Raw genomic sequence first — 24,298 nt, 5'->3', positions numbered from 1 at the left:
CCACACGAAACTTCTCTTTTTTCGTCTTTCTCCTCATTTGCTGTTTTGTCTATCCCATCAGTGAGGGTCCTTGCGTCCGATCACGATGGGAGTCAGACACATTCAAAGAGCGTGTTTGAAAACGACCAACAAGGGAGAAAAATGAGAAACAGGGGTCCCCTTGGTCAACAAAGGAAGCTCATTAGTACAAAAAGCAGGAAGAAGATAGAATATGTCAAGGCCGGTGTCATGACGAGCCGATTTGGAATTGGTCGCCCCAATCAAACGAACGGTAAAAAACAAACGTTGAGAACGTCAGCGATGAAAACGCCGACCAAACCGCGCCGGAATCCAGGCGATCCCAACGCCGACATCGTGAACGCCGGTTGACTACACGCCGGTGGGCAAATCGCCGGCGGCATGTCGTGCTGTGTCTGACAAGGTTGAGGGGGTTCGGCTCTCTGTTCGGCGCTCCTTCATGCGGTAACTGCTCCCATTGATGGCGATGACCTCTGCATGATGCAGGAGCCGGTCAAGCAAAGCCGTCGCCAGTACCTCATCCCCCAGTAACGCTCCCCAGCCAGTAAAGCTGGTATTGGACGTCAGGATAATGGAGCCGTGCTCATAGCGGGCTGCCACCAACTCAAAGAAGTGATGAGCCTGTTCGGCGGTGAGCCTGGTGTAGCCCACCTCTCATCAATGATGAGCAAACTGGGCGCAATGTAGCGCCGCAGGCGCTGACGCATGAGACCAGGATGCGAGGCACTCTCCAGGGACTGAGCCAGTTCCGCCAGCGTCGTAAACAGGACGCTGTGTCCCTCTGCCAGTGCCCGATTGGCTAGAGCCAGGCTCAAATGCGTCTTGCCCGTTCCCGGAGGGCCGAGAAAGATCACATTGGTGCAGGTCCGCACAAAGGACAGATCGGCCAACTCCCGGATGCGCCGCTCGGAGAGCGAGGGTTGGAACGAAAAATCGAAACCCTCCACCGTTTTTTTGCTGGGAATGCGTGCAGCCTTGAGACGGCGAGCTGTGGCTTTTTGCTCGCGGCCATCCAGCTCTGCGCCCAAGGCTCGCTCCACCATGGTTTCATACGTCCATTGTTCTCGCCGGGCCGTTTCCAGTAACTGGGGTAACGCCGTTTGCAGGTGGGTCAAGTTCAGTTGCTTGTACGCGGTGATTGACTTCATGCTCCCACCTCCGCTCCGGCCGACACGCCACAATACTGGTCATACTCGGCCAGGGCCCGGCTTTGCACCTGTGGTGCCTGCTGTTGGTGGCCTAAGGGTGCTCCTGCTCGTCGGATCGCCGAGGCTGAGGGAATACCCGTCCATTGCTCTGGATGCGGCACACTCTCTTGTGAGCGAGGACGCTTCTCGATGGCGAACACCTCTTGGCCCTGCGACCAAACCGTGAGCACACCCTTGCGTTCACGAACCTGCACTGTGGTTCCGGCCAGATGCAGCGTGCCTGGCAACCCGTAGAGCACGCCATCGTAGGAGACATAGCCATCCCAGGTGACTTTGCGTTCTTCGGTGGCAAAGCGCTCCCAGGCAAAGGCTTGAGGCAAGGGCTGGAGCTTCTCCACCTCCAAACGATCGACCGGGCGAGCATGAGTCGTGCGGTGCACGCGGGAATTGATGCGCTCACACCAGCGATGGGCCTGGCGATTGAGATCATCGAGATCGGTGAAAGTCACCCCGGCCCAAAAGCTCTGCTTCACATAACTCACGGTGCGCTCGACCTTGCCTTTCGTCTGTGGGTGTAAGGCTTGCAGACGCGGGCGGTGACCCCAATGGAGACCATGAAGTCAGCAAAGCGAGGATTCCAACGAGGTTTGTTCTCCTGCATTTCGAGCAACACGCTTTTCATGCGGTCAGTCAGCGCAGACCGGGTCAGGCCTCCGAAGTATTCAAACGCCTCCATCAAGCAGCGAATGAGCGTTGGAGTATCGCAGCGCTTCACAAAGGTCACAAAGCGCATGCGCGAATAGCCCAACACCGCGGTAAAGCCATAGAATTTATGGATGATGCCTTCCTGTTCATACGTGAACTCGCCCCAATCAAATTGGACCTGGTGGCCTGGCTCGGTTTCATAGCGTTGCACGGGCGCATGTCCTGCCACCACCGGGCGGAGGGATGGACGAACTCCTTCAAGATGCTGATCCCGCCGGTGTACCCCATCGGCTGTAATCGTGCGTAGATCACTTCACAATTGATGCAATGATCTTCCATCACCCAACGCGTAATCTGTTCTTTGAATGGATCAAGCTTTGAAGGCCGAGGCGGGCGTGGTTTCGGGATCACCGCTTCTGGATGGGCAAGATATTTGCGCACAGTGGTCCGCGAAATCTCCAATTTCTGGGCAATTTCCTGAACCGTCTTCCCTTGTTGATGTAAATCGTGTATTGTATTCACGGTCTGACTCCTGAGCATGTCGGTCTCCTGAGGTTGTGTTTTTGATTTTCCTCAGAATACCGCCTTCTTGGGGGTCGGTCAATTCTATTCCGGCTCGAGTATACACCGTCTTTAATAGAATAGGAGGGACAAAGCAAGCAGACACGGCAAGCAGAAAGGAGCGAAACGATGCGAATAACGTGCGGGAGAATCGCGTATCCAAGTGATCTTACTGATGCAGAATGGGAACGGCTGAAGCCATTCATTCCTGATCCACTGCCTGGTGGGCGTCCTCTGGAAATCGAGCGACGGGAAATCGTCAACGCCATTCTGTACCAACTCCGCAGTGGAGGCGCATGGCGGTTGCTTCCACACGACTTCCCTGCTTGGCGAACGGTGTATGGATATTTTCGTCTGTGGCAGCAGATGGGGATTTGGCAACAGATCATGGATACCTTGCGTCAGGAGGTACGGGTTCAAATGGGACGTGATCCCACTCCCAGCGCAGGTGTCCTGGATAGCCAATCGATCAAAGGCAGTGCGATTCGTGGTTCTGACACCGGCTATGATGCGGGGAAAAAAAATCAAGGGCCGCAAACGTCATCTGTTCGTCGACACGCAAGGATTGCTGCTCGCCGTTCGCGTGACGGGGGCTGATTGCAGCGATAAGCAGGGAGCAAGAGACGTGCTTTCATCGTTGTCTATTCCTTTTCCACGGTTGCAACACATGTGGGCTGATAGCAATTATGGCGGAACGCTCATTGACTGGGTTCAGCAACACCTGGGCTGTGTTCTGGAAATCGTGAAACGACCACAACCGTTCAATCCGTGGGATGGCTTGCCGAAGAAGAAAGGGCGTCCAACCATTCAGGAGCGTGAGGCACGTGCGCAGTACCTCTCCCAGTTTTCTCACGAGGAGCTGTATCCAGCCGCCGTACCATATCAAGCTGGCGCTCATCGCTGGGTCGTTGAGCGCACATTTGGTTGGATCACCCATTCCCGACGTCTTGCACGCGATGACGAAGGATTGCCTCAATGTAGTGAGGCCTTTATCCAGGTCGCTTTGAGCCGCATCATGTTACGGCGGCTCGTGCGACCTTATTCCTAGCTCTCGCTTTTCAAACACGCTCAAAGCGCTTTTTTGAGCGGATCACAAGCACTCGCTTTCACCTGATCAATCCATTCCTCCAGTTGCTCAATTGCGGTTTCTTGCATGGCTGTCGCGTACCAGTCACGCAAGCTTTCTTTCATCTGCCAGGCATGTTCCAGCAAGGGAAGCCTCCGGCCAATCTGGGAGCGCTCTTGCTCCTCTTCTTCCGTCAACTCCTCTTTGGCCCTCAAAAAGAGACGCTGTTTGCGATGACGCAGAATCATACCCTCTTTTTTAGAGCCCAACTTGAGACCGTTTTTCGAATCCATGCACACCGCTTCCTGTGTCCGGCCTTCGCTCACTTCGAGCACACTAGCATGTTCCAGATCACACAAAATAGTATCGTGGACATGCCCTTTGCGCCGCGCAAATTCATCGATGCCGAGAAACCGTGGAGAAGCCAGCGCAACGGTTTCATCTTCTCCGCATCCCTGAGCTCTGAGCTCTTCTTCCAGAACCATTTGAAAGCAGGTTTGGACAAAACGTGAGCCAACATGCGGCTGCGTTCCCACATCAGAAAGTGGTTGCTTCAATGCCTGGTGACCGATATGTTGCCGAAATCGTCTGGTTGTTCTTCTGCGCCAACCACACATCGTATCAGGTTCCGTAAAAAGAGCGCTGCACACTTCACAACGAAAACGTCCTTTCAGAAGGATGAGGTTTACTTGGTGCGTTTGACAGGGCAGATCTCGTTTCTTTCTGGCACGCCGATCATGGATTTTGGTACACGTGTGCTGACACTGTGGGCAACAAGCCTGACAGGCCTGAGCTATGATCGTGGCACAAATCGTTCCATCCTCCTGCCATTGCTGTTGGTGGATGGAAAATCCAGGCAAATCGAGTGGGACCAAAATACCTTCTGTTTGGGCGTGCTCTGTTTCTATGATATGCTGGTTTTGCATCGCTTATCGTTCGCCTCACTTGGCTGTTTTTATTCTTACCAAGTCAACGAATGATGAGCTTTTTTTCTTCCTCTCACCCGCAAGGAGACCCTAATCGAATGCCTTGTCGTTGCAGGTGCTAGAGGATACCAACTCCCAGTAACGTACCGACACCCACATCTGACCGTTGAGGAAACAACTGCATATGCGAGACAAGCTCTCACGCGGCAGTGGGAAGAGCGATTTGCTGAAACATCTTTTTCTCTCGTGCCAAATATCCTCGATCGAGGAGTGTGCCGGCAATTTATGGGTAGAGAGGTTCACCGTCAAGCTACGGTGTATATAGATAAATTGGATGGACATCTCTGGTCGCATGAAGATATCGAACATCTCAGGGACGAGGCCGCAATCATGCGAAGGAAGGCAAAGTACGCAAAGGCGTATACTGCTGGCCTTCCGATGACGCGTTGGCCCGAGCGTTATGCAACCTATGACGTTGTGATATCCCGCGTGTGCCGTACTCAGCCACAGATACAGGATTTGATCCTGGCCATTCCAGGTCTGGCCAATGAGCTATTGCAGGCCCGTTTCGTGGTCAATGGCATGATGACAAAGGAGCAATATGCTCAGTGGGGAGACTTTCCGTTCTTGGAATTGGATCTTTCATATAACCTGGCCCAAAAGCTGGCTTTCAGACTGCAAGAGGCAGGGGCGTGGGCCAATGTTATCCCAACCGTTTATCGAGAGCCCCAGTTCCCTTTCTCTACTGCTCAGATGCTCGCCGAGCAAGTGATCAAGGAAAGGCATGAAAGCGTGGCCCCCAATGAGCTTCTAGGTCCCGTTGGGTTGTATCGATGGCTTTGGACCCCGTACTGGATTTTTAGTGCTTCATCTCCTGCAGCACCGCCTGAACCAGGCTACTTATTTGCTTATATTGATAATATTGATGGGCATGTATGGACATATGATGAGGAAAGGCTCTTTATTCGAGAGGGGACTCTTACTTAAATAACGCCATGTGCTACATGACCTGTCGCAATGTTGATACGACCTCGGGTCATGGCTGTGATACCGCCCAGAGTGGGGCGATCATGACCTATGACAACGAGGGCCGTCTTGCTACCTGGGTCGCCCCGAATGGGACGGTAGCCAGTGATCAATACCTGTATGACAATTCGGATCAACGTGTGCTGCAACGGGCAAGCAACACGGTAGGAAGCACGACCACCACCAGTGACACCATCTCCTTCGATGGTTACACGGATGTCACCATCACGGGAAGCACGACCTCGACCACCAAGTACTACAGTGCTAGTGGACAAAAGGTAGCGATGCGACAGGATGGCACCTTCTCCTATCTCATGCCAGACTTCCTGGGGAGCAACAGCATCACGCTACGCTCTGATGGCTCGGTGCAAGCGGTGCAACTTTTCTCGCCCTTTGGGGCGACCCGGTACAGTGATGGTACCATGCTTTCGCCGTTCAACTTCACTGGACAGCGCCTTGATACCCAGACGGGCTTGCTCTACTATAACGCGCGGTATTTTGATGTCTCGAGTGGCCGTTTTACCAGTGCCGATACGGTAGAAACCAATGCTGCTGGTCTGGATCCCTTTGCGTATGTCAAAGGCAATCCCGAGACATTCGCTGACCCAACGGGTCATGGCAGATGTAACACGGACGGTGATTGCACATATGGGTCTGGTCCACCACCACCACCTTCTGATCCTTCACCTCCTCCTGGCGTCAGTGGCGTTGATGATGCCTGTCACAACATGGCTCTGTGTGGTGGAGGCAATGGTGGTTCTGACGGAGGTAGTCCACCGATAACTGGAGGAGGTACGCAGTGTCATGGTGGTTGTATGAGTCGTACTCCTCCTGCATCTAATTCTTCAACAACAAGCTCTACTTGCGATACCGCTTGTGGGGAACAGACAAAATTCTCATTGAATCTTACCTAAACCAGAGGAAAGCACGCCAGCAATCTGCTTGGGATGCAGTTGGAGACGGAATATCTATTGTAGGAGATTTCCTTGCTATTGCTGCAGACTGGGGAAATGATTGGCAAGATGTTATCTTTACTGCCCTTACATCTCTTTTGCCTCATGCTTTAGCTTTAATTGTAGATATTACAAAAGCTACAGGCAATAAGCCGCCACAATGGTTGAGCGACTTCGTTGGATATACTAAGGTTGCTGTAAACTTTCTAAATGGCATCAGGACAGTTTTACGTTGGCTGGATCCACAAGCAGGTTTTCTAGGAGTAATAAAATCTTGGATTATTCATGAAACAAAGCAAGCTTTACGCGAGGGTATTGGTCTGGCTGTGAGTACTATTGCCGCTCCTGTGATATCAAGCGGATCCAATGCAATACTTAATGATATCTATAATAGTACAAACAGTCAAATCGATGCATTATCTAATGATGGTGCTCGGCAAGAGTGTAATGTGGTTTACGCAGGTGATAGCTCGGTGCGTTGTTTATAAACAAAGTAGATGATTCTCATGTCCTATAAGATTTTGCGAAATCATTAGATTGGAGGATGAGAGCACACCTTTTCGTTTTGCTTAAAGGTGGAATGATAGAGTGATGATTCGAAGGCTCATCACTTTATCATTTTTGTAGTTTTTATTCATAAGCATTACCAGGGAGGTTATTTGTGGCGAAAATTAAGGACATTATCTATTCGCTCGTAATAGTTGGGTATGTTTTATCAGTAGTCGTTAATCTTTGGATGCTGGATGTTATAAGCACATCAATTATTTTGGCTTGTATATGTGCCCTTTGGGGTATATTGGGAGGTGTAATGTGTTTTTCAATCGGCTTTAATAAATATCATATTGCCCGAGAAAAAGGCTTAGATATTCCTGGGTATCGTTCCCCTTCGATAATTATGGGATTGGCTCTATTTTGTTTAGGTTCAATAACACTTGGTCCTTTCTTTGATTTGGCGTTGCCATTTGTTAAGATGCAGCTATCAATAAAAATCCTCTTCTGGATGGTAGGGCTAGGTTTATTTTTTCTATTCGCGGGATTGGCTTTTTTGAATAGATATCAGGAAAGAAAATTATAGTTGAAATAGTAGATACCTTGCCCTGTCGCTCCATGGCAAGGAAGAAAATCGTGGACTCTACCTGGCTGTCGAGCAAGAGATGAAATATATTCGCGATCAGAACGTCTCTGGAAGGCCGATTACCATTGAGGATACGATCTGCGTGATAGTACGCTATCGCAATGGCGTGTTGTTCTCGTACTCTTTAGTTGCCTGTTCCCCGTGGGAAGGCTTGCGTGAGGTCATAACCAGCAGCAGATCATGATCGACGATCTGCTTATGTTACCTGAGTTAATACTATCGACCTATTTGTGTGAAATGGAAGGATCAACGGTGATGGCCAATCCAGAGCATCTGCAGCTATTTGGTGATCCACAGCAGTGGGAGGCGTGGCGTCTGCAATTCCCAGACATCGTGCCAGATTTACGTGCGAGCGATGTGTCGTCTCTTGACCGCCTGGGTGGCAGAAATGTACAATGCGTCAATTGGTCAGAGGCCGATCTGAGTTATATGGATTTGACAGGTATGAACTTTGATGGAGGCTATTTTATCCATGCATTCCTCAACTCGGCACAACTCTGCAATGCCTCCTTTGCGTTTGCTGACATGCGTCATGTAGATCTTTCTTTTGGGCGTTGCCGAGGGGTGAATATGTCTCATGCCAATCTGCAGGAAGCATGGCTGGTGAACGCAAAGATGGAGTACGCGCAGTTGAGGGCTACTGATTTGCGGAAAGCACATCTCAGAAGAGCTGATTTACGTTTCGCTGATCTTCGTGGGGCAGCGCTTGCAGGAACGCAAGCGTGTGAATTGGTGCTTGTTGGTGCCAATGTTGCTGGGGCTGATCTCACTGGCGTTGACCTGAAAGGAGCAGATATGCGAAGAGTTAATATTCTAGATACGCAAAGTGGCAACGATCTTACCCAGGTACACCTGAGCCTGACAAATCTGAACGAGCTGAATCTGCGTGGAGCACTCATGAGAGAGATGGATTTAAGGAATGTCTATCTCCAACGCGCCGATCTACGAGGAGCGGATCTACGAGGGGCGAACCTGACTGGAGCCATCTTCAATCAGACGATGATTGCCGGTGCCCTCCTTGATGGAGCCCTTCTCGAGTGGGATCAGATAACGAGATCCGATGATCTCTTGACCTCGCGTACGATACCCCAAAAGCGGTGGAATACAAGGCCACACCAACGCTGGCGAGACATCCAGAAGTGGGATGAAGTATAAGCAGGTAGTGCTTATATCTCTTTTGTATTTCCTCGAAGTGAAGAACATCTTTGTGTTTATGTGTGCAGGAAGGAGTAACGATGATGGCGAATCCAGAACATCTTCGTCTGTTTTTTGAGGATAAGCGTTGGGATGCGTGGCGTCAACAATATCCACACATTACGCCGGATTTAAGTGGATCTGACCTCTCTGGCGGTGAAACGTGTAATTATGCATTGCAATATGTAGATGCATTGGGTTCAACGTTTCATTATATGAATCTTGCTTGTGCCAATTTTGATGGAGCACTCTTAGTTGATGCTTCCCTCAGTGTTGCCCTCTTAATTGAGGCGTCTTTTATCGGAGCTGATTTGCAAGGTGCCGATCTGTTTGCCGGAATGTGTAGTGGTGTCGACATGAGTTCTGCCAATTTGCGAGGAGCATTTCTGGTGAGTGTTTCTATGAATGATGCGAAGTTGTGTGGTGCGGATTTACGAAAGGCGACAATCCGCAAAGCCAGACTTGAACGTTCAGACCTTCGGGGTGCCAATCTTGCAGGAATCCATGCGAGTGAATGTGCCATCTATGATGCTAATGTTGCCGATGCTGATCTGACTGGTGCTGATTTTAGATGGGCCAGTTTATCGAGAACGAACCTCTTGGAGGCTCGCAATGGCCTTGATTTGATGCATCTCAAACTTCGTGGTGCCGCGCTGGAAGGGACCAATCTGCGTGGAGTGCTGATGAGAAATATGGATTTGAGGAAAGTTGATTTCAAGGAAGCGGATTTACGGGGAGCTGACCTTCGAGGAGCTGATCTTACGAAGGCGTATTTCGAGCAGACAATGGTGGCTGATACCTTGTTTGATGGAGTCCTTTTGGATTGGGACCAGGTGACGCGATCGAATGATCTCTTGACCTCAAATTATAAGTTATATTTTGATGATTGGGAGACATGGGACAAAGAGGAGGATGAGGAGTAGGATGAATTGTGAGTATGCACTTTTTCGCTCGCTGCGATTGGATATGCCGAGAGCGAGGAATCACTTCCCTTTCTTGAGCCTTAATTACGCCAGGGTTTATTAACGGAGTAGTTTATGCGTACTCAGCAATCATGTTCCTTCTATCCCAAGCTGGCTTTTACGTTTGTGGCAAAGTATTTTTCGAGTCGCTCTCTCATCCACTGCGTTGATTGTTGATTCATCTTGGAGCTGTTTTTTGTTTGCGGCGGGAGCGAAGCGGCATCTTTGAGGTGCATTGTATAGAAGTGGCGTTGGTTCGGAAAGTGTTCGATAAGGTCTTTTGAGGCGGGCTCACAAAGAAAGTGGAAAGGCCATATTGGTCGGGATGTTCCACCAGGGTCAGAATGCCGAATAGATGCGTAGATGCCATCACTTAGCGCTTCAAGCGTTGTACTTCCCCCTGAGAGTGGTGTGGTGGTCCGTTTGATGCTCGTTTCTAGGGGAGGCGCGTTCATAGTGAAAGCCTAGGGTGCGTGGAGATAATCAATACGTCCGGCAACTGGTGACGATAGCGTCTCAAGTTTTGGCGCAGACCCAGATGTGAGAGTAGCCAGGATCCAACAGGTCAACTTTAATGGACAACCCTGCTGGCACGTCTAGTTGCCCAATGGCATGATTGAAGAATTTGGCTGTACCAATGAGTCGCGCCAATCGGCCACCGATGCGCAAGGCACTTTTCATCCCTATCGCTGGGACCTCAATTTGCTGGTGGATCGCTACGGCAACCAGATCCGCGTGCATTATCAACAGGATCAACCCATCCATGATGTACGCGACTCGGTGATCTCGTTTATTGAGTATGATGATCCCACCTGCCATAATGCCAATTATGCCCAGAGCAATGGCGTGACGCTGGGATGTAGCTCCTGGAATCCTCTGGTCAAGATCGCGTTTAATGCCGAATACAAGGCAGATCGGATCTTGAACACCACCGGAGGATGTAATAACTGGTCGCAATACATTCGCTGTGATGCGCCAGCCGATCTCTCGGGATCAAATGGTCTACCGGCACCCAAAGCATTCAGCGACTATATCCTCAATAACGTTCAGATCCAATCCAATGGCCATGCGCTCAATGAGTACGATTTCTCCTATGACCAGCAACCGCCGGGCACCTTTCAAGATCCACTCAGTGGGGCCAATGAAAGTGTGGCCGGCTATCTGTTGTTGCGTAAGATTGATGAGTTTGGGACCGACAGCACCTTGCATGCTCCGATTGTGAATATTTCCTATATCCAGGAAACCGAGCATTATGAGGCCTCGGACTCAGCACATCATGCCCAGCCTCTGGGCAACTGCGGTCCCAGCTGGACGCCGCGCTATACCACCAATGATTGCTGGCTCTGGCAGCAGACCTATAATAAATACTTTATCCAGAACCTGGATAATGGACGCGGCTGGAATGAGACGATTAACTGGTCGGAGGCACATGGCAACACGCATGGCACCGATGGGGGCGCCGCCAATAATGCCTTGACCTGTAATCCCAGCCGTTCTTCGACCAATCTGTGTGGACAGGCCGATGATCGCAGTTGGAGTCGCATGGTGGTCTATTCGCGCACCGCGGTCACCAATGGCGTCTCTTCGACCTGGCAATATCAGTATTATGTCAACTCGCTCAGTGCGACCTGGTGCCCCAATTGTACCTATGGCTATACCTGGGGCAATGTCAACGACGAAGACTATGCCGACTACTACAACGAGCAGTTCACCAGCTTCTCGACGGTGGATGTGACCCAGCCGGATGGCTCCTCGCAGCAGCATAGTTTCTACTCCACCAGCGGGCCCGGCATCGCCACTAGTGGCATCACCTGCTACTACAAATATAACAATGTCGCGAACTGTGGCGTCTCCCCCTATTATCCCAATGATAACCCGCTGGGATCGGTCTATCTGACCAATTTACCCGCTTTAACGACGACGCAGAGTGCCTCGGGGACGCAGTATGGGTGTCATGCCACCTTCTATGGGGGCAATAGCGCCTTCAATACAGCGCCGAGCTTGCCGAATGTGACGCGCACGGAAGATCATACGGGCTATAGCGATCCCAGCAATGGCTGTAACGCTCCTGGTTCGATGGTCGTTAATCAGGCGACCTTTGATGCCTCGGGGACGCCTGTGGCCACGCTCGATCCTGATAGCCATAAGGGCTGTACTAATGGGTCTTCTCAATATACAGCCTGTGCCAGTTATGATGGCTTTGGCACCCATCTCACCAAGGCTTACAATGCCAAAAATCAGATGGTGCAGGCGGACTACAATAGCACGGCAGCAGGAGGCTATGGGCAGTGGCTGATGGCCACCAAAGATGCCAATGGGCAGAGTACGGCCTATCAGTACGATGTGCTGGGCCGGCTAACGGCGGTGGCGGCCCCTGGTGATACACTGGATAGCCCTACCATCACCTACGCCTATAAAAACACCTGTACCCAGGGCTCGACGGCACCGTGTCTTGAGTTAGACACGACCACGCGCCAGATCAGTGGCGGCACGCAAACCGTGACCACGCAACAGTGGTACGATGGGCAGGGACGCTTGATCGAGACCAAAGCGCCCGGTCCCAACCTGTGGTCGAAGGTGCCGAAGATCTCCTCGACGCTAATTACCTACACGGTCTACGATACCATGGGGCGTGCCACGACCAAAAGCCTGCCCTATGCCATCTCGTCGCTGTCGGGCACGGGCTACATCGCGCCCAACCTGGCACAGGCGCGGACCGTGACCACCTACGATGGGTTGGGACGTCCCCTGGGGAGTGCGACCTATCAGGATGCGACCACCATCAAGCTCTCAACCAGCGTCGCCTATACGGTGGGAGTGGGGCTTCCCAGTTTTACTCAAAGTACCACCCTGCCGTTTGAGCGTACCACGACGCTGGATGCCTACAATCATCAGTCTGTGAGTTATGCCGATGGGGTGGGGTATCAACGCTATACACAGGTGTTCTCAGGGACAGGACCGTCCTACGCGGTGGTGCGCACGATCCGCTATGATCGTGATATCGTGGGCAATCTGTATGCGACCTTGACGTACGATGCTACGACCACCCTGCAAGCCTCCCAGAACGCGACCTATGATGGGGTGGGACGCAAGGTGGGGATGAGCGATAGTGACTCCGGCAATAACTGGGTCTACAACTATGATGGCGATAGTAATCTGCTCAGTCAGACAGACCCGCGTGGGCAGAGCACCTATGTCAGCTATGATCAGCTCAATCGACCGCTGTGTAAAGGGACCACCTCGGCCTCGGTCAATCCCTGTAGCAGCAGTGCCTATGCCACCTTCTTCTACGATAGCTATGACAATAGCAGCAATACCGGCGTCTCGTTCCCATCGGGATGTACCGCACCGACTGGTTCGTTTGCCTCGGATCCCATTGGAAAAGAGACTGCCGATACGTTCCGCGCGACCGCAGGCAGCGGGTGGCGCTGTTCGGGCTATGATGAGCGAGGACGCCCCGATCAAAATAGCCTCTCGGTGACGGCTGATGGCACCACGACCACGCAAACGGTCAATGCGTCCTATAATGATGCCAACCAATTGACCACGCTGAACTATCCCGATGGTGAACTGGTGACCTCGCAGTATGACAGTAACGATTACCTGCGCTCGACCTACTTTGGTGGGGCTGGTGTGACCAATCCTGTCACCTTCCTGGTGGGACAGGTCAGCTACACCAACGCGGGACAACTCTCAGGCCTGGCCTTTGGGGGAAGCGCTGTTCCGACGGGTGTGCCAACACCCGTGTTCTCAACGAGCCTCTCCTACGACGGCATTCAGCGCCCGTTGACCAGTACGGCTTCCCGTTCTGGTACCACGTTCTGGAGCCAGACGCGCACCTACGACAATGTGGGCAACGTCATTAACCTGAGCACGACGGTTCCTACTACCACCAATGGCACCAAGACGGATAGCCAATCGTTCTGTTACGATGATCTCAACCGTCTGGTGTGGTCCGGCAATACTGGCACACCAACCGGTGGCAATCATTGTGGCCTGGCCCCCAACGGCACCACGGTCGGCACCTATCAGCAATCCTACAGCTATGATGCCCTGGATCGCCTGACCAATGGACCCTCGGGCAGTGAGACCTATGGCACCTTCCCGGCACACGGAGTGGTTACACTAGGCAACGTTCCCAATCAGTATGCTAGCTATGATGCTATGGGCGACATGACATGTCGCAACGTCGACACCACCTCGGGTCACAGTTGTGATGCCGCTCAGAGCGGAGCCATCATGACCTACGACAACGAGGGCCGTCTCGCCACCTGGGTCGCCCCCAACGGCACTGTGGCCAGCGATCAATACCTGTATGACAATTCGGGTCAACGTGTGCTGCAACGAGCCAGCAACACCGTCGGAAGCACGACCACGACTAGCGACACTATCTCCTTTGATGGTTTTACAGATGTCACCATCACAGGAAGCACCACTTCGACCACCAAATACTACAGCGTTGGTGGACAAATAGTGGCGATGCGCCAGGATGGCACCTTCTCCTATCTCATGCCCGACTTCTTGGGCAGCAATAGCATAGCGCTACGCTCTGATGGTTCGGTGCAAGCGGTACAACTCTTCTTGCCCTTTGGCTCAAATCGCTACAGCGATGGCACGATGCTCTCGCCCTTCAACTTCACTGGGCAGCGCCTTGATACTCAGACTGGATTACTCTATTACGGAGCCCGGTACTACGACACACAAAGTGGTCGTTTTATCAGTGCAGATACAGTTGAAACAAATCTAAGTGGATTAGATACCTATACGTATGTGCGGGGTAATCCAGAAACAGCGATTGATCCAAGTGGTCATAGCTTATGGGATGGTAATGATGCTGGTGGTAGTGGTGGTGTAATTGAACCAGGTTCAACCGATAATGGTGGTGACAGTGGATCGGGTTCAAGTAGTGGCGAAACTGGAGGCAGTAATTGGTGGGACAGCATCACTAATTGGTGGAATAGCTGGTTTGAGGGTGATGGAGGTTCTAGTTCTGCTGCCAACGGAGGGGGGAACTCCATTGGTGCGTTTGGTGACTTTGGATCATCTGGAGGCTCCCCTGAAGGAGAATCAGGTGCAGGAAGCTTGATCGGCGATGCAGGAGCAACCGGAGTAGTAGATGGTAGTGGAAATAGTACTGATGGGAATAGTGGAAGCAATGGCTCTGGGAGCACTCCTACAAATTCAGGGACCGAGACAAACCCAACAAGGATGAACCCTAATAATATTGGTTTCACTCAGGATACTGTACCTAATAGTGGGAGAATTAAAGGAGAAAATGGTGGTGCTTATACTGTAAAGGGCAATATTGCTGCATTGAAATCTGGAAATCTAACACCAGATGATCTTCCAGCCATAAGGGTTTTCAATGTAACAAATGAAATTTATAATTCGGGAGATATAACAGGTGGACCTGGGAATAAATTTACCGGAAATGGCCAGAACCTTTTGCTAGGTCAGTGGTATACTCTTGATAATAGACGATTGTTTGCTTTTCAACGCGCTGGGATAACAGACATTCCAGTAACGATATGGAAGGACACACAAGATATTTTAAATGAAGGATGGAAGTTTACAACCACAAAGTGGGGAATAGATGCTACGCTGAAATAATTTCAGTTTAGCTTACTAACCATTAGTGATCTCATTTGCCCTTCAATAGAAACAAATGAGATCACTAAGATAATATATAAAGGGGCACAAGCAATGAAGAAATTAGATGAAAATTTACTTCGTACTTTTAAGATAGATATTTCCAATGAGGAAAAATTTGATTATTTCAGCTTTAATATTGATACTAAATATAGCGAAAGTTGGGATATATTCGGTGTTCATTTCTCCTCTGATAATAAAATAGTATTGAGATTAATGCATTTCGAAGATGAAATGTTTGAAGATGAAATGTTTTCACCAGTAAAATTAGCTAGCCCTTTTGTTTCATTAAAATTTCTTGATTATCTAAATTTTCTTAACTTTATTAGGTTTTCCTTATTGAAGAAAGAAAAAGAAACAAACAACGGAGTATATTTTGAGTTGCTGGATGCGGAAGAGCTACTAAAGTTTCATTACCCTAAATCATTATTAACATCTGGAGTAGGAAGATGGTACAGATATAAAGAAAATGATGCTTCTGATAATGGATTAGTTAGTTTGATTAGTATTCCTCTTTATAATAAGAAATATGGTAATAATCAAAGCTTGTCTTTACGCTTCGTTACATTAGAAAAATCTCATTTAATAGATGAGCATTTTAATTTACTTTTTAGTAGCCATGGATTGGGTACAATTTCATTTTCAAAAGAGGCTCTAGAAGATCTAGTAAATATTTTAAGTAAGGTGGTAGACTAAGTACTGTCAATTGATATCTCTATTTAGATAAGTATTGTGTTCAGCTAGAAGGATCCACGTGGGCAGAGCACCTATGTAAGCTATGACGTGCTCAATCGCCCGCTCTGTAAAGGCACCACATCGACAGCGGTCAATCCGTGTAGTAGTAGTGCTTGTGCCACCTTCTTCTACGACAGCTATGACAATAGCAGCAATGCTAGCGTATCTTTCCCATCGAGGTGTACGGCACCCACCGGTTCGTTTGCTTCGGATCCGATTGGAACAGAGGCGGCGGATACGTTCCGCTCGACCGCCGGTAGCGGCTGGCGTTGTTCCGGCTACGACGAGCGGGGACGCCCCGATCAGAATAGCCTCTCGGTAACCGCTGATGGAACCACCACGACCCAGACCGTCAATGCGTCCTACAACGATGCGGGCCAACTGACCACGCTGAACTATCCCGATGGCGAACTGGTCACCTCGCAGTATGACAACAACGACTACCTGCGCTCGGCCTACTTTGGTGGTGCTGGTGTCACCAATCCCGTCACCTTCCTGGTGGGACAGGTCAGCTACACCAACGCGGGACAACTCTCAGGCCTGGCCTTTGGGGAAGCGCTGTTCCGACGGGTGTGCCAACACCCGTGTTCTCAACGAGCCTCTCCTACGACGGCATTCAGCGCCCGTTGACCAGTACGGCTTCCCGTTCTGGTACCACGTTCTGGAGCCAGACGCGCACCTACGACAATGTGGGCAACGTCATCAACTTGAGCACGACGGTTCCCACCACGACCAATGGCACCAAGACGGATAGCCAATCCTTCTGCTACGATGATCTCAACCGTCTGGTGTGGTCCGGCAACACCGGAACCCCGACCGGCGGTAATCATTGTGGCCTGGCCCCCAATGGCACCACGGTGGGCACCTATCAGCAATCCTACAGCTATGATGCACTGGACCGCTTAACCAATGGCCCTTCAGGCAGTGAAACCTATGGCACCTTCCCAGCACACGGAGCGGTCACGCTGGGCAGCGTTCCCAAGCAGTATGCTAGCTATGATGCTATGGGCGACATGACATGTCGCAACGTCGACACCACCTCGGGTCACAGTTGTGATGCCGCTCAGAGCGGAGCCATCATGACCTACGACAACGAGGGCCGTCTCGCCACCTGGGTCGCCCCCAACGGCACTGTGGCCAGCGATCAATACCTCTATGACAATGCGGGCAACCGCGTGTTGCAGAGTGCCAGCAACACGGTCGGAAGCACGACTACCACCAGTGATACCATATCCTTTGATGGTATTACAGACGTGACCATCACAGGAAGCACCACCTCAACCACCAAATACTACAGCGTGGGTGGAAAAACAGTGGCGATGCGCCAGGATGGGACTTTCTCGTACCTGTTGCCCGACTTCCTGGGCAGCACCAGCATTGCGCTGCGAGCCGATGGTTCGGTGCAAGCCGCGCAACTCTTCTCGCCCTTTGGGGCAACTCGCTACAGTGACGGCACCATGCTTTCGCCGTTCAACTTCACCGGCCACCGCCTTGATACCCAGACGGGCCTTCTCTACTGTAGGATAGGGAACTGGCGCGTTACTGCATAGCAGCACGTTTCCCGTCCCCTTCCTCCGAACCGGACGTGAGAGTTTCCAACTCATCCGGCTCTCCATTCGTGTCTTCTTCTCAATCGTTCTGCCTGCTCTTTATCCATCGTGGATAGCAGCATGGCAGGGTTGGCAAACGATCAGGGTTTTCCTTCTTCTTTTTAGCATCATCTGCGCCCACTCCGGTCGGACTTGTCCCATCCTTCTCAGATCGTCCAGTTTGCGGACCTGATGAACGACGCACTGATCATCTTTGATCTGGCAGAGTTCACAGGTGCCCGTCATGAGCCTTCGTATCACCTCCTTTTGCTCATAGCGGATGGTGGGCGGTTGTTGATCGACGAGCATTGCGTGTATGTTTCGCCTCAGAGGAATGGCTCCAAACCGTGCGACCAGCGGTGGTTTCCCTCCTTTTTGTGCCAGGGTTGCCTCGAAACCCTTCATGGGTCCATATGGGGTTTCAATATGGGTTTGGAACCGCTTGACCATGGCACGAGTTGTGCTGTGATACTTCGCTGCCAGCGTGTGTGTCAAGGATTGTTGGACCGCCCAACGGTACCGGTGCAGCCAGGACACATTCACCGCCAGCAGATAGTACTGGACAAATCCCCGATATTCCGCTTGAAAAGTATTCAAGATGGTATAATCAGAGCGGGAAGCCAGCGAGAAGCGTCGGAGTGGTTTTCCTCCTCGTTGGTACAGCGCAAGCTTTTTCTTCACCACATCCATGGGAACGCGAAGAGCGATATGTCCATTGACCCGCCGTCGCCCGTCTGCGGAGAGTTTCTCGTTGCAGTATTGGGCCTGGATGTCATAGCTCAAGAAGCGAGCCGCTTGCCTGTGGGCATGCGTGATCAAGGTCTTTTCCTGGGATAATTCTAGCTTGAGTTCGTCTTGCAGGTATTTCCCCAGGTCCTGCTTGATCTGTTCTGCTTCCTTGCGCGATCCGACAAATCCGAGTAGCATATCATCTGCATAGCGGATATACCGCAGGCGCCGGTACGTAGGATCAAACGGATCCTTCGTTGGGAGTTGTTGGGCTTTGCGCAGGTAGGCAAGAGCCTGGCGGTGCTCCCCATTTTGGCGTGCCCTGGCGCGTTTCTTGATGAAAGATTGATACACCGGATTATGTTGGCGGACCGTCCCTCGCGTGTAGCGTGGGATCAGATGGGTTTCCATGAAGTGGTCGAGTTGGTTCAGGTAGATATTGCTGAGTATGGGTGAAACAATGCCACCCTGTGGTGCTCCACTTAGCGTGGTGTGATAGCGCCAGTCCTCAAGGTATCCGGCCTGAAGCAGCTGTTTGATTAAGCGCAGAAAGCGTGGGTCATGGATTCTTTCAGCCAGTATTTTCAAAAGAACTGTATGATCGAGTCGATCGAAACAGGCGGTGATATCGCCTTCGATGAACCAGTGTACGCCTTTCCAGGTCTGCTGAATCTGGCTGAGAACGGTATGACATCCACGTTGGGGGCGAAAACCATGGGAGGCATCGCTGAATTGTGGCTCATAATAGGCTTCTAAAAGGCTGCGAATCACCTCTTGCAGAAGCTTATCCGTCCAGGTGGGCAAGCCGAGTTGCCGCATTTTCCCGTTCTTTTTGGGCACCTCCTTTCGACGAACGGGTGTCCAGCGGTAGCGTTCATGGCGCAGATCCTCGATGATCTGTTCGATTGTGGCGAGCGACATCGCGTCGGCTGTCTCGGGTGTCGAGCCGGGAGTCATCGCGCCAGCATTGGCGTAAATGCGTCCGTACGCTCTCACGTAGAGCCACGGATTGTAGAGTTGGCGGTAGAGATCATCTACCGGTTTGCCTCGTTTGCCTCGATCTTGAAGCATACCAAGAACAGTGTCGGAAGAACGCATATCTCATGCTCCTTTCTGTCTCGTGGTATATACACTCCTTACACCCCTTCCCCTTTGCGGAATGGACCCGCATCTTGTGGTGAGTACTATGGGTGTTCCGTCACCCTAGATCTTTGCTCAAGATCCGTAGGTGATCCCGCGTTCCGGTGACCTGATACGTATCGAGCACAGGGTAGGTCGCCTTTTCATTCCCTTATCATGGCTCAGTGCCAAACGTCTCTCGCGTGGAAGTTAGATTGGTCCATTATAAAAACCGATCTACGCGTGAGCATCGAGGTCCAGATGTTGTATCGATGGGAGACCGCGTCCTCCTTCTGGGAATTGGGCTTCAGGCAATCCAGCTTTGACCATACTGTGCGGATCTTGCACCGCCTGCTCCTAAACATCTTCAAAGCATCAGTGCGTTTCACGCATGCTTTTGTCCCCTCTGCCTTTCGCCTTCAGGTAAGCGTGATGATCCAAGAATGTTCCTCCAAATTCTTCCCGATTGCATCGGGGATATCAGGCCGCGTCCCGCGGCGCACATAACGCGCGGTATTATGATGCCTCGAGTGGCCGTTTTACCAGTGCCGATACGGTAGAAACCAATGCTGCTGGTCTGGATCCCTTTGCGTATGTGAAAGGCAATCCCGAGACATTCGCTGACCCAACGGGTCATGGCAGATGTAACACGGACGGTGATTGCACATATGGGTCTGGGCCTCCACCACCACCTTCTGATCCTTCACCTCCTCCTGGCGTCAGTGGTGTTGATGATGCCTGTCACAACATGGCTCTGTGTGGTCCTGGAGGCAATGGTGATTCTGGCGGAGGTAGTCCAGGCATGCAGTGTCATGGTGGTTGTGACATAGTTACGGCAGGTGGTACTCGGCAACCGCCACCAACTACTGCCGGATGCAACCCTGGTGTTGGAGCTAGCGATGCTTGTAATTCATGGGCTTTTACAGCATCTGGTACACGGAGCACAATGCTTAAAGAGGGCATTGATACGTCTTATCATGAGAAGATGCTTATGGGAGTGGTTCTTCAGATGATAGCGGATATTGTGATGCTTTTTAGTACAAAAGATACTATAAGATGGGTTCAGCTCTTTATAGATTTTGGTGGTCTACTCCTACGTTCAGCCTTACCTCAGATCACTGCATTAATACAGGATAATAATCCTTCGTTAAAGGGGTGGCTAACACGCTCACGGGTATGTCATCATGGATAAATAGAGCTCTAGGGACTGCGGAGGGACTAATGGGAGCCATATATAGTGGAAGGCTGTTGGCAAGATATGGGCTTCTGGCTCTTATGATTGCTACTGATGCATCATTGGGTCCAGTCGAGATGACCTTTAAACTAGTACTAACCTTTGCAGGTCCAGCCATCGCGGGTTTAATTGATCTTGGTGCTTTCTACATGTACGCGTCAGCAAACGATGATCTTGTGGAAGAGAACCGACAGAGCAGCATGAACATTGTAGATTGGTGCACTCAATATGGAAATGGAGCTTGTTGATGTTAACCTCCCTTTCTGTCTTACCTGATCAATGTAGAAAGCAGATAAAATAAGTATATAAGTATCGTTGTTCGTAATTATTATGCATTTAGATCAGCAGGATCATACGTGTTGCTGGTCTAAATGCGCTCTCATATAGATGATAAGTAGGAGGTGATATGAAGCAAGATAACAATGCATAACATTTTATACCTATCGTATGGAAGAGCAAATTGTTTCTGTACAGGAACGCAATTTGTCAATACGTTGTTTGAAGTAAGAATATGTATTGTACTATCTAAGTAGACGTGATTTCTTATATTTAAATACCGCAATTCCTCCAGAATGATCAGAGTACCCAGAACATACGAGAAAGAAGAAGGACTGATTATGGATACATTTGAGATATACCCTTTGCTTCCACTACCAAAGATTTATCGACCACCTATTATGTGGAAGATTTCTATGCTGTTTGCTTATTTTGCACTAATTTTAGTGTCACTTTTATTACTCGTATCATCTATAATGCTATTCAGCATTAGTCTGAGCCCTACAAAGATTGGAATCGTTCTGCTCACAAGTTTTATATCTCTTCTTATTATCTCTATTATGCTTGGTGCTTCTTTTTACCTGATAAATCAGCTCTGCTTGCGTCTTGAATTGTGCCCTCAAGGTATAATCTATTCGGCTTTCGGCCAACGTTTGTATACTCCCTGGACCAATATCTCGAGTTATGATTTCTTGGGAAACTCTAAAGTAATAATCTTGCATGAAGGTATCATCAAGGGCTCTCTGGAAGAGGGGCTACAACGTAATATAGCTGTCCGCGAAACTGCTAGATGGTATGTACGGTGGTGGTTAGGAAGTGCTCACACGCGTCTGCTTCTATTACCGCGGGCATTTTGGAATTTCGAACAAACTAATCTTGATTTACAGCTACTCGCCCGCTATTTACAAAAGTATGCGCCTCAAGCTTCTCAATTCTGAGACTGATAGAGGATATTTCCTCTCTTTTATCAAGTATTAGTGATTCTGGAGAGCACAACGAACAAAAAAAAGAATAAAGATGATGGCTGATTATTCCTGCCCTCCTTTTTGGCCGATGGATAATGTCGATGAAGGGCTTATTGAACCAGAATCGTTATCTTTGCAACAAGAGACGATTAACCTGTTACATAATTGGGTCGATCGTTACGATGTGATTTTGAACATGGAAACCCCGATTGCTTCTGGCTTCGAGACTCCTGAATCAGAATTGGCATGAAGAAGAGATGGCGTGGAGCTATGGAAGAAAGTCAAACAGGAGTTAGCTACGGACTATGATGTATATTACTTTGATGAGGTGCTAGGGAAATTGTTTGATTCACCAGAGCAGTTAGAAGAGATATTGAGTTTGAAGAACTGATGCTGAAATAATATATAGCCAATCGTCTAGGTACGGCCTTCTGGAGCCAGACGCGCACCTACGACAATGTGGGCAACGTCATCAACCTGAACAAGACGGTTGTATGCCAGCTACGATGCCATGGGCAACATGACCTGCCGCAATGTCGACACCACCTCGAGTCACGGCTGTGATGCTGCTCAAAGTGGGGCGATCATGACCTACGACAACGAGGGCCGTCTCGATACCTGGGTCACGCCCAATGGCACTGTGGCCAGCGATCAATACCTGTATGACAATTCGGGTCAACGAGTGCTGCAACGAGCCAGCAACACCGTCGGAAGCACGACCACCACTAGTGACACTATCTCCTTCGATGGCTTTACAGATGTCACCTATCACCGGCGGTACAACCTCGACCACCAAGTACTACAGTGCAGGTGGACAAAAAGTGGCGATGCGCCAGGATGGCACCTTCTCCTATCTGATGCCAGACTTCTTAGGAAGCAATAGCATTGCTTTGCGGGCTGATGGCTCGGTACAAGCGGTCCAACTCTTCTCGCCCTTTGGCGCGACCCGGTACAGCGACGGCACCATGCTTTCGCCCTTCAACTTCACGGGCCAGCGTCTTGATACCCAGACGGGCTTGCTCTACTATAATGCGCGATATTATGATGCGAATAGCGGACGTTTTACCAGTGCAGATACAGTAGAAACCAATGGGTCTGGTCTGGATCCCTTTGCATATGTGAAAGGCAATCCCGAGACGTTCGCTGACCCAACAGGGCATGGCAGATGTAACACGGACGGTGATTGCACATACGGGTCTGGGCCGCCGCCACCACCTTCTGATCCTTCACCTCCTCCTGGCGTCAGTGGTGTTGATGATGCCTGTCACAATATGGCTCTGTGTGGTCCTGGAAGCAATGGTGGGTTGAGTGGAACCAATGGAAATAGTCAGCCAACAACTGGAGGAGGTACGCAGTGTCACGGTGGTTGTAATATAGTTACGACAGACCATACTGTAAAATCGTCACCAACGCCAACAACACCTTCTTCTAGTGTTAAAGATTTGACGGGGCTTTTAATTGGAGCAGGTAAGATTGCCGCTGGAATAGGGATCGTAATTACAGCGTTTCTGAATTTTACGAAATCCTGTAATGGCAGTGTTAGAAGCTATTGCTCGATTTGCTCTAAAAAATGCTATTACGGGAGTTGTATGGCTGATTAATGATGGTTTGAGAGACGTATTAGCATCTTTTACGTATGTTGATCCTGCTGTCAAAGTATGGGTAGATATAGCTGCGGTTGTTTTAGATGTTATTGCGTTAGGAGTAAGTGCAGTTTCAACATTAAACTTAGTTAAGAGTTTTTCGGTTGTAAATAAATTGTCTGATGGCTTGAAATATTTAGCTACGAAAGCACAAGGATATATAGAAAAGAAGGCTATAGGTCCTTTGGCGACACAAAGGTTTGGTACCTTGGGGAACCATATCTGGAAATAATGTTCTTGGCGTCGGTCAACTTTTGAGCGATGCGCACACATTGGCAAATGATTGGAATGCGGGACAGTGCAATCTTAAAGATGGCTGCCCTTAAAATATTCTAAGATCGTAATTTGTAGTATTGGTTTGGAATAAGTATCTGATATGCTCTGTCTTGCTTCATTAAAAATATAAAGATATTTCGTATTTCTTGATATTTGAATGCGTAATATTGTAATTATGTTTTTCATAAAGCATTGATAGGCATACTTTTCTTGTATCGAGCTTTTTTTCTGATAGAGCATACCTTTTTCTTGTATCGAGCTTTTTTTCTGATCACATGGAGGTCTATTAGATTCAAGGGACGGGAATTACTATATCGATCTGTATTTAACAGATTCTTTTTCCCTTTATTTGACAAGTACATGCTGTTGCTCTCGACACATGTGCGTAC

General features: G+C 50.0%; 25 protein-coding genes and 2 pseudogenes. 19 read left to right on the top strand and 8 right to left on the bottom strand.

From position 1 onward, the window contains the following. Positions 1–369: 369 nt before the first annotated feature. The 5 genes and pseudogenes from EL645_RS44715 to EL645_RS45965 all read right to left on the bottom strand — a co-directional run. Positions 370–618 carry an ATP-binding protein gene (locus tag EL645_RS44715; protein WP_281276443.1) on the bottom strand — a complete coding sequence of 83 codons (249 nt, stop codon included), beginning with the start codon at positions 616–618 and terminating at the stop codon, positions 370–372. Beyond that, positions 582–1,166 (bottom strand): ATP-binding protein, encoded by a 585-nt coding sequence (locus EL645_RS32580; protein ID WP_126556634.1) that lies wholly within the window; start codon positions 1,164–1,166, stop codon positions 582–584. Before EL645_RS32580 ends, EL645_RS44715 begins: the two co-directional genes overlap by 37 nt. Continuing rightward, positions 1,163–1,708, bottom strand: a complete 546-nt coding sequence (locus tag EL645_RS32575; RefSeq protein WP_136625332.1) for a Mu transposase domain-containing protein — start codon at positions 1,706–1,708, stop codon at positions 1,163–1,165. The genes EL645_RS32580 and EL645_RS32575 overlap by 4 nt, the downstream gene beginning before the upstream one ends. After that, complete coding sequence (locus tag EL645_RS43360; protein WP_161977881.1) at positions 1,705–2,082, bottom strand: DDE-type integrase/transposase/recombinase; 378 nt, start codon at positions 2,080–2,082, stop codon at positions 1,705–1,707. Before EL645_RS43360 ends, EL645_RS32575 begins: the two co-directional genes overlap by 4 nt. Positions 2,083–2,300: 218 nt before the next feature. Further along, a pseudogene (locus EL645_RS45965) lies at positions 2,301–2,411 on the bottom strand (helix-turn-helix domain-containing protein); the annotation flags it as partial. 150 nt (positions 2,412–2,561) lie between these two features. On the opposite strand from EL645_RS45965, the gene EL645_RS46275 reads away from it, so the two are divergent. Together EL645_RS46275 and EL645_RS46270 are read left to right on the top strand one after the other, a co-directional pair. Continuing rightward, a complete protein-coding gene (locus tag EL645_RS46275; protein WP_246035651.1) occupies positions 2,562–3,029 on the top strand; it encodes an IS5 family transposase in 468 nt (155 codons plus the stop codon). After that, the gene (locus tag EL645_RS46270) at positions 2,938–3,480 is read left to right on the top strand and encodes a transposase (protein ID WP_443090046.1); all 543 of its coding nucleotides are present in this window, start codon (positions 2,938–2,940) and stop codon (positions 3,478–3,480) included. The genes EL645_RS46275 and EL645_RS46270 overlap by 92 nt, the downstream gene beginning before the upstream one ends. Positions 3,481–3,500: 20 nt before the next feature. On the opposite strand, the gene EL645_RS32555 is transcribed toward EL645_RS46270, so the two are convergent. Further along, positions 3,501–4,115, bottom strand: a complete 615-nt coding sequence (locus EL645_RS32555) for a transposase (protein ID WP_161977880.1) — start codon at positions 4,113–4,115, stop codon at positions 3,501–3,503. A 72-nt stretch (positions 4,116–4,187) separates the two neighbouring features. On the opposite strand from EL645_RS32555, the gene EL645_RS39725 reads away from it, so the two are divergent. The 11 genes from EL645_RS39725 (at position 4,188) to EL645_RS32505 (ending at position 17,628) form a co-directional block, all read left to right on the top strand. Further along, on the top strand, positions 4,188–4,478 hold the full coding sequence (locus tag EL645_RS39725) for a hypothetical protein (RefSeq protein WP_161977879.1): 291 nt from the start codon (positions 4,188–4,190) through the stop codon (positions 4,476–4,478). Between the two features lie 231 nt (positions 4,479–4,709). After that, positions 4,710–5,411, top strand: a complete 702-nt coding sequence (locus tag EL645_RS32550; RefSeq protein WP_126556630.1) for a hypothetical protein — start codon at positions 4,710–4,712, stop codon at positions 5,409–5,411. A gap of 17 nt (positions 5,412–5,428) precedes the next feature. Then, positions 5,429–6,364 carry an RHS repeat-associated core domain-containing protein gene (locus EL645_RS32545; protein ID WP_161977878.1) on the top strand — a complete coding sequence of 312 codons (936 nt, stop codon included), beginning with the start codon at positions 5,429–5,431 and terminating at the stop codon, positions 6,362–6,364. Further along, the gene (locus EL645_RS32540; protein WP_126556628.1) at positions 6,325–6,891 is read left to right on the top strand and encodes a hypothetical protein; all 567 of its coding nucleotides are present in this window, start codon (positions 6,325–6,327) and stop codon (positions 6,889–6,891) included. The genes EL645_RS32545 and EL645_RS32540 overlap by 40 nt, the downstream gene beginning before the upstream one ends. Positions 6,892–7,064: 173 nt before the next feature. After that, positions 7,065–7,478, top strand: a complete 414-nt coding sequence (locus EL645_RS32535; RefSeq protein WP_126556627.1) for a hypothetical protein — start codon at positions 7,065–7,067, stop codon at positions 7,476–7,478. 240 nt (positions 7,479–7,718) lie between these two features. After that, positions 7,719–8,693 (top strand): pentapeptide repeat-containing protein, encoded by a 975-nt coding sequence (locus tag EL645_RS32530; RefSeq protein WP_126556626.1) that lies wholly within the window; start codon positions 7,719–7,721, stop codon positions 8,691–8,693. Between the two features lie 80 nt (positions 8,694–8,773). After that, on the top strand, positions 8,774–9,655 hold the full coding sequence (locus EL645_RS32525) for a pentapeptide repeat-containing protein (RefSeq protein WP_126556625.1): 882 nt from the start codon (positions 8,774–8,776) through the stop codon (positions 9,653–9,655). A gap of 651 nt (positions 9,656–10,306) precedes the next feature. Continuing rightward, positions 10,307–15,304 (top strand): RHS repeat-associated core domain-containing protein, encoded by a 4,998-nt coding sequence (locus EL645_RS32520; RefSeq protein WP_126556624.1) that lies wholly within the window; start codon positions 10,307–10,309, stop codon positions 15,302–15,304. Positions 15,305–15,397: 93 nt separating this feature from the next. Then, positions 15,398–16,039: a hypothetical protein gene (locus tag EL645_RS32515; protein WP_126556623.1), complete on the top strand. Its 642-nt coding sequence runs from the start codon at positions 15,398–15,400 to the stop codon at positions 16,037–16,039. Between the two features lie 87 nt (positions 16,040–16,126). After that, positions 16,127–16,708, top strand: a complete 582-nt coding sequence (locus tag EL645_RS32510) for a hypothetical protein (protein WP_126556622.1) — start codon at positions 16,127–16,129, stop codon at positions 16,706–16,708. After that, complete coding sequence (locus EL645_RS32505) at positions 16,663–17,628, top strand: RHS repeat-associated core domain-containing protein (RefSeq protein ID WP_136625331.1); 966 nt, start codon at positions 16,663–16,665, stop codon at positions 17,626–17,628. The genes EL645_RS32510 and EL645_RS32505 overlap by 46 nt, the downstream gene beginning before the upstream one ends. Before the next feature lie 99 nt (positions 17,629–17,727). Here the strand turns inward: EL645_RS32505 and EL645_RS32500 are convergent, their stop codons facing one another. Then, positions 17,728–19,494: a reverse transcriptase/maturase family protein gene (locus tag EL645_RS32500; RefSeq protein WP_126556620.1), complete on the bottom strand. Its 1,767-nt coding sequence runs from the start codon at positions 19,492–19,494 to the stop codon at positions 17,728–17,730. A 487-nt stretch (positions 19,495–19,981) separates the two neighbouring features. Between EL645_RS32500 and EL645_RS45955 the strand changes: the two are divergent. The 4 genes and pseudogenes from EL645_RS45955 to EL645_RS32485 all read left to right on the top strand — a co-directional run. After that, a pseudogene (locus EL645_RS45955) lies at positions 19,982–20,092 on the top strand (hypothetical protein); the annotation flags it as partial. 58 nt (positions 20,093–20,150) lie between these two features. Further along, the gene (locus tag EL645_RS43340) at positions 20,151–20,345 is read left to right on the top strand and encodes a hypothetical protein (protein WP_246035650.1); all 195 of its coding nucleotides are present in this window, start codon (positions 20,151–20,153) and stop codon (positions 20,343–20,345) included. A gap of 1,021 nt (positions 20,346–21,366) precedes the next feature. Further along, complete coding sequence (locus EL645_RS32490; protein WP_126556618.1) at positions 21,367–21,963, top strand: hypothetical protein; 597 nt, start codon at positions 21,367–21,369, stop codon at positions 21,961–21,963. A gap of 79 nt (positions 21,964–22,042) precedes the next feature. After that, positions 22,043–22,240: an immunity protein CdiI family protein gene (locus EL645_RS32485; RefSeq protein WP_126556617.1), complete on the top strand. Its 198-nt coding sequence runs from the start codon at positions 22,043–22,045 to the stop codon at positions 22,238–22,240. Positions 22,241–22,462: 222 nt separating this feature from the next. On the opposite strand, the gene EL645_RS39720 is transcribed toward EL645_RS32485, so the two are convergent. Then, positions 22,463–22,762, bottom strand: a complete 300-nt coding sequence (locus tag EL645_RS39720) for a hypothetical protein (RefSeq protein WP_161977877.1) — start codon at positions 22,760–22,762, stop codon at positions 22,463–22,465. On the opposite strand from EL645_RS39720, the gene EL645_RS32480 reads away from it, so the two are divergent. Further along, positions 22,749–23,591 (top strand): RHS repeat-associated core domain-containing protein, encoded by an 843-nt coding sequence (locus EL645_RS32480; protein WP_161977876.1) that lies wholly within the window; start codon positions 22,749–22,751, stop codon positions 23,589–23,591. The genes EL645_RS39720 and EL645_RS32480 overlap by 14 nt on opposite strands. After that, positions 23,521–23,865, top strand: coding sequence for a hypothetical protein (locus EL645_RS32475; RefSeq protein ID WP_126556615.1), 345 nt, complete (start codon positions 23,521–23,523; stop codon positions 23,863–23,865). Before EL645_RS32480 ends, EL645_RS32475 begins: the two co-directional genes overlap by 71 nt. Positions 23,866–24,298 lie beyond the last annotated feature (433 nt).

This window comes from Dictyobacter kobayashii (genome assembly GCF_003967555.1).
GTDB lineage: Bacteria > Chloroflexota > Ktedonobacteria > Ktedonobacterales > Ktedonobacteraceae > Dictyobacter > Dictyobacter kobayashii.
The sequence above is the reverse complement of the archived record's forward strand: the minus strand, read 5'-3'. Positions and strand labels throughout refer to the sequence as shown.